Genomic DNA, 6,887 nt, shown 5'->3' on the forward strand with positions numbered 1-6,887 from the left:
ATATGGGGAGAAGGTGCCGGCAGGCGGATGAGGGGCGGCGCCGACCGATTGTGATCCTCGTCGCCCGCTCAGTGCAGGCGGCCGCTCGCATGGGCCAGCATGGTGTAGACCTTGCCGGTGTCCGACGTCAGGTAGGTCTGCGCCATGATGTTGTCGCGGTCGTTGCGCGAGACATCCTTGAGCAGCTTCTCGAAATCGTCGCAGTAGCGGTCGACGGCGGCGCGGAACTCGGCCTCGGCCTGATACTTGCGACGAATCTCGTCGAACGTCTGCTGTCCCTTCAGCGTGTAGAGCCGCCGCGTGAACACGTCACGCTCGCCACGCCGGTAGCGGTTCCACAGCTCGATCGAAGCCTCGTGGTCGATGGCACGCGCGATATCGACGGAGAGCGAGTTCAGCGATTCCACGACATGCAGGGGCGAGCGCTGGGCAGGGGTAGCGCGCTGCGCTTCCGCGGGGGCCGTGGGAGCTGCCGACCTGAGGTCCTCGTCGTTCGATGCCGCGGTAAGCAGATCGCGCACCCATCCGCCCTGAGGCGTGCGGGCGCTGGCATCGCCGCGCGGACGCGGTGCCGCCTCGGCAGGACGCTCAAGGTCGAGCGTGCCACGCAATGCAGGGCCGCCCAAGGGCGCCTGAGGCGTGCGCAGATCCGGCTGCGGTGCCGGTGCGCGGCGCGGCGGCTCGGCAGCACGTGCGGCCGGCGCTTGCGGCGCCGGGCGCAGGTTGCGTGGTTCTGATCCGTCACCGCCGCCGCGGCCGGACTTGGCCACGATGTCGGAAAGCTCCTTGAGGGCGTTGATCTGCTCGGAAACGGCGCGGCGGATGGCCGAGGTCGATTCCTTTGCCTCTTCGGGCATTTCGATGACGCCCTTCTTGAGCTCGGCCCGGGTCAGGTCGAGTTCGCTCTTGATCGAGCCGGCGGTGCGCCGCATCTCCTCGGTGGCATCGGCAAAGCGCTTGGTTGCCGAGTCGACGACGTCGGTGATGGCGTTGCGGATCTTGTCGGCCGACTCCATCGTCTTGCCTTCGGCGTTCTGCAGTGTCTGGCCGACGAGATTTTCGAACGAGCGCATGACCCTTTCGAGATCCTCCGACTTCTTGACCAGGCCGACGGCGAGGTCTTCGAGCGACGACTGCCGTTCGAGCGTGTGTTCGAGGTTGCTCTGGGCCGAGCTCAACAGGTCCGAAGCACTGGAGAGCAGGCGGCTGTGCTCGTCGAACTTGGTGGCGATCGACGCGACCTCGCGCAAGGTGGACGACGACAGTTCCGTCAGCCTTGTCGTGTTCGAATCGACCAGACGTGCCGAGCTGGCAAAGGTCTGCGCGGCCTTCTCGGTGGTGGCGGCGAAGCTTTGCGTGCTGCCGCTCAGGCGTTCATCGACCTGGCCGAGATTGACCGCGGCCTGGTCGATCAGCTGACCGAGCTGCGAGCTGGACTTGGTCATGCGGCCGATGAGATCGGCGACGCTGTCGGACAGCGACGAGCGGGCGCCTTCGACCGCCGACAAGGTTTCGGCGGTGCGGCTGGCGAGCGCGTCGACAAGCGCAGCATTCTCGCTGCGCAGCTTCTCGGTGGCGCGTTCGGTGACCTCTTCCATGCTCTTTTGCAGGTCCGAGCCGCCCTGGGCGAAGCGCTCGACCAGGGGCCGTGCGGTTTCGTCGAGGATCTTCGACATTTCGGCCGAACGTGCGGCGAGCATGGTGTTGAGTTCGCGGGTGTTGGCGCCGATCGTCTTGGCGGCATCGTTGGTGCTTTGGCCGATATGCTGGCCAACCGCGGTGAAGGTCTCGGCGATCACATTGGCGCGCGAGACGAGTTGCGCCTCGGCATTCGACACCTGTTCGTTGAGCTTCTGGCCCATCGTCTCGGCTGTGAAGGCGAGGCGGTTCTCGACGCCCGAGACCTGCTCTTCGACACGGGCTGCCGCGGCCGCGGCACTCGACGCGAAACGCTCGTCCGCACCGGCAAGCGCCTGCTCGATTTCGCGGGCATGCACGGCCATCTCCTGGCCGGTCCGCCTTGCGCGTTCGGCAACCCGTTGCTCGGTATCGGCAAAGGCACCGACGATTGTCTCGGCATGCTCGCCGATCGTGGAGGTGCTGCTGGCGATGCGCGACACCAGACGCTGATCCGCCTCGTCGAAGATACGGCCGATTTCCGAGGCACGGCTCGACAGCGCTTCCGAACCCTCGGCGATGCGCGAGACGAGTTGCTGGTCGGCGGCATCGAAAATGCGGCCAAGGTCCGACGCGCGTGCGGCAAGCGCTTCGGCCGATTCGCCGATGCGCATGCCGAGCCGCTGGTCGGCGCCTTCGAAGTTGCGCAGGATGTCGCCGGCACGCGCGGCCAGCGACTGGGCGGTCTCGATAGCGCGGGCAACCAGCTTCTGGTCGGCCGCATCGAACGTGCCGGCAATCTCGCTTGCACGGGCGGCCAGATGATCCGCGGTGTCCTGGGCCCGGGCAGTCAGCTGATCGGCGGCTTCCTGGGCACGGGCGGCCAGCTTCTGATCCGCCGCGTCGAAGGTGCCGGCGATCTCGCTCGCGCGAGCGGCCAGCTGATCGGCGGTTTCATGCGCGCGGGCCAGCAGCGAGCTGGATGTATCGTCGGCACGGGCAAGCAAGGCGTTGGACGTGTCTTCGGCGCGAGCGTGGAGGCGACGGTCTGCATCCTCGAAGGTGCGGGCGATGTCTTCGGCCCGCGCCAGCAGGGCGGCGGACGTCTGCTCGGCGCGCTCGGCGATCTTGCGGTCGGCGTCGCTGAAAGCGGCACCGGCCTGCTCGTGCAGGGTGCTGGTGACTTCCAGCACCTTTTCGCGCAGGGCGCCGGCGACAAACACGGCGCTCTTCTCGAGCACGGCGCGGACGTTGTCTACGCCTGTCGAGAGCGCACGCTCCATGGTGCCGGCACGCTCCTCGATGATGCCGGTCTGGCGGCTGAATGCCTGCTCGATCTTCTCGACATCGCCTGCGATAGCGGCAGAGATGTCCGAGCTTCTGGCGGCGATCTGGTCGATGTGGCCCGACAGTGAGCGGTCGACATCCTTGCGGGTCTCGGCCAGCTTGCCGAGATCGTCTTCCAGCGCGAGGGTCAGCATATTGCGGCCTTCGGCGAGCTTGCCGACATGCCCGGCGATGATGTTGTCGATATCGCCGCGGCTTTCGGTGAGCTTCTGCAGGTCCGCTTCGAGGGCGCGTTTGAGAATGTCGCGACCCTCGGCCAGTTTCTCCACCTGGCCGGCGACCAGGCCGTCGATGCTGGAGCGGCTTTCGGCCAGCTTGGCGAGGTCGGCTTCCAGCGCGCGCTTGAGAACATCGCGGCCCTCGGCGAGCTTCTCGACCTGGCCGGCTACCAGGCCATCGATGCTGGAGCGGCTCTCGGCCAGCTTGCCGAGATCGTCCTCAAGCGCCTTCGACAGGGTCGAGCGCTCCTGGACAAGCCTTTCCGCGTGGCTGTTGACGAGGCCGCCGACGTTTTCGAGGTCGGCTTCAAGCGCTTTCGACAGCGTCGAACGGTCCTGCACGAGCCTTTCGGAATGGCTGTTGACCAAGCCGTTGACGCTTTCGAGATCAGCCTCGAGCGCCCGGGCGAACTGAGCCCGGTCATTGACCAGTTTCTGCGACTGGTCGGCAATGGTGCCCTTGATCGCATTGAGGTCGGATTCCAGAGCACGCCGCAGGATATCTCGGCCCTCGGACAACTTCTCGACCTGACCCGCAACCAGCCCGTCGATGCTGGAACGGCTGTCGGCCAGCTTGGCGAGGTCATCTTCAAGGGCCCTCGACAGGGCGGAGCGGTCTTGGACGAGCTTGTTCATGTGATCGGCGATGACGCTGTTCACATTCTGCAGATCGGCTTCCAGGACCCGGGAAAGCTGACCGCGATCCTCGGCCAGCTTTTCCGACTGGCTCGATATAACGCCCTTGATCGTGTTCAGATCGGATTCCAGGGCGCGCTTGAGAATGTCGCGGCCTTCCGCCAGCTTCTCGACCTGACCGGCGACCAGACCGTCGATGCTCGAACGGCTTTCAGCCAGCTTGGCAAGGTCGGCCTCAAGCGTCTGGGACAGCAGGCCGCGGTCCTCGGCCAGCCGTCCCGAGTGGCTTTCGATCAGGCCGCGTATTCCGGACAGATCGCTGTCGAGCGAATGGGAAAGCTGCGTGCGGTCCTCCGCCAGTTTGGCGGAATGGGTTTCGATGAGGCTCTTGATGCCGACGATGTCGTTTTCCAACGCCTTGGCGAGCACGGCGCGGCCCTCGGCGATCTTCTCGACCTGACCGGCGACCAGACCGTCGATGCTGGCGCGGCTGTCGGACAATTTGCCGAGGTCGGCCTCCAGGGCGCGTGACAGAATGTTGCGGCCCTCGGCGAGCTTACCGACATGGCCCGCGACCATTTCATCAATAATCGTACGGGCTTGCACCAGTTTGCCGGAGTCTTCGTTCAAGGCAGTGGAGAGCCTGTTGCGGCCTTCTTCCAGCCTTTCGAGATGGCTGCCGAGCGATGCATCGATGGCCGCCCGCGATTCATTGACCTTGCGCAGGTCCTCTTCGAGAGCGCGCGAGATCAGGCTGCGGCCTTCGGCCAGCTTCTGCACCTGGTTGGTTACCGCCGCATCGATGCCGGCGCGGCCCTCGGCGAACTTCGCCAGGTCGGCCTCCATGGCCGCGGCCATGCGCTCGCGGCTTTCGGACAGTTTCCTGCTGTGGTTCTCGACGGCTTCCTCGATGCCGACGCGGGCGTCGGCGAGCCGCTGGATGTCGCTGTCGAACGAACGCGACACGACATGGCGGGCGGCCTCCATGCGCCCGGCGAAGTCGCTGGCGCGGGCTTCGAGCATGGAGGAGGTCGAGGTGACGATGTCGGCCATGTCGGCGCCGATCTGGGTCTTGCCCTGATCGATCATCGCCGACAGCGTGTCCTTGCTCTCGGCAAAGGTATGGGCGATTTCGCGTGCGCGCTCGACCAGCGTTTCGTTGATCTGGCGGGCGCGGGCTTCGAGTGCCGCATTGAGCTTCTGCGTTCCGGTGTCCAGCGCCTCGGCGCGCGTCTGGAACTCGCTGATCAGTGCCTGGCCGCGTTCGGCGAGCGTCCGCTCGATGCCGTTGAGGCTGGCCTCGAATTCGGAATTGAGGGTGCGCGCGGCACCGCCGAGCAGCGACACCATGCCGGTGGTGCGATCATCGAGCAGATCGGTCAACGACCGTGTCAGGCCGTCAGTGGTGTCCGTCAGCTTGGCAATGCGGGTGTCGAGAAGGCTGGCGAAGGCTTCGCCTGAGGTCGACAGACGGTCGGTGATCGAATCGAGCCGGCCTTCGACGGAATCGAAGATCGACATCGAGCTTTCGTTGATGCGGTCGATCAGCGTGTCGCCGGAATTGGTGATCGTCATCGACAATTTGGTCGACGCATTGAGGATCGAGTCGCGGATGATGTCGGAGGCGGCGCCGATCTCGTCCTTCAGCGTCTCATGCGCGCCGGTGATCGAAGCGCGGACGCGCTCGGCATGGGTGACGACGGCTTCGCGCTCGCTGCCGAGCCCGTCGACCAGCGAGCGGATGCGGGATTCATTCTCGGAATAGGAGCGTTCGATCTGGTTGACTTCGCTGTGGACCAGCGTTTCCAGCTCGACCGCGCGGGCAAGCGTGCGTTCGATGCCTTCGCCCATGGCCGCGACCTCGCGACGAACGGCCTGGCCGATCATCATGACGCGATCCTGGGCAAGGTTTTCCGGCTCGGTCAGGCGGAAGGCCACTTCGGTCATCGACTGTGCGGCGATGCGCATTTCCTGGGCGCGGCGAATCATGGCGGCGAAGGCCCAGAACAGGATGACGGGCACGATGGCCGCGACCGCAAGGCCGATCAGCTCCGGACGGGCAAGGAACTGGTCGAGCGTACGGATTCTCCAGATGCTCGGTCCGAAAAGCAGATTGGCCAAACCGCCGGCGCCAGCGAACCAGGCGAGCGAAACGAAGGCAACGACCCAGTAAATGGTGTTCGAGGCACGCCTGTTGAGGCTGTGCAGGAGCGTCTTATAGTCCTTCTGGCGATCGTCATTGGCCGGTGCGAAACCAGCGGGCTGGGCGCCATTGCGCGGTTCCACGGGGCGCAATTCGGCAGGCTTTGCCTTGGGCGCGGGTTTCGCGGCGTGGTTCTGATTGACTACGGGCTCCGGGTTTTGTTCCGGCTTATGATTGCGTCCCTCGCGCGCCAACTCGTCGGCCGCCTGGGATATCTGAGCTTCCAGATCCTCCATAGAAGCCGCGATGTCGAGGTCGCCGTTGCCGATCTCGTTGCTGAGGTCGAGATCGAGCGCCTTTTCCAGTTCCCTGGCCACGTCGCTGTCGAGAGTTCTCGTCGTCGTTGGTTTCTTTGCCATGCCTTCGCTACCCTGTACTAGCTGCCGCGGGCTTATAATTCTGTTTGTCTTGCCCCGCGCAGGAGGCTGAAAATGGACCCCTCGTATCGTAATGACACAGGGGGGTAAAGAAAACATGCATTCCGCGGGATACGTAAAACTTTAAATATAAGGTTAACGGAACTGTGATTTGGGCGCCGCTTTGGCAACATTTTTCCCGGCCATTCATTAACCCGTTGTCCATTGGATTCGCCTAGGTTTTTGGGCGAATCGAAGAAACGGAGTTCGAGTTCATGCGTGGCGAAAGCGGCATTGCCTTCTCAATGCCCGGGGGCGACGTATCCGGACCAAGGCGGTCACGGCCGGTCGATTTGGCACACCTTGCCCGCCAGACGATGGGTGACCGCAGCCTTGAGCAAGAGGTGCTGGCGCTGTTTGTACAGCAGGCGCTGTCCGTGCGCGACAGAATAGTCGACGCCGACATCAAGGATCGGCTTCTGCTCGCCCATGGATTGAAGGGTTCGGCAC

1 protein-coding gene and 1 pseudogene are annotated in these 6,887 nt (G+C 64.5%); one reads left to right on the plus strand and one right to left on the minus strand.

Annotation, left to right across the window (positions count from 1 at the left end):
* Positions 1 to 68: 68 nt before the first annotated feature.
* Positions 69 to 6,380: a kinesin gene (locus EOC06_RS29225; protein WP_128309424.1), complete on the minus strand. Its 6,312-nt coding sequence runs from the start codon at positions 6,378 to 6,380 to the stop codon at positions 69 to 71.
* A gap of 272 nt (positions 6,381 to 6,652) precedes the next feature.
* Between EOC06_RS29225 and EOC06_RS29230 the strand changes: the two are divergent.
* A pseudogene (locus EOC06_RS29230) lies at positions 6,653 to 6,887 on the plus strand (histidine kinase); the annotation flags it as partial.

Source organism: Mesorhizobium sp. M7A.F.Ca.MR.362.00.0.0 (genome assembly GCF_004023175.1).
Lineage (GTDB): Bacteria > Pseudomonadota > Alphaproteobacteria > Rhizobiales > Rhizobiaceae > Mesorhizobium.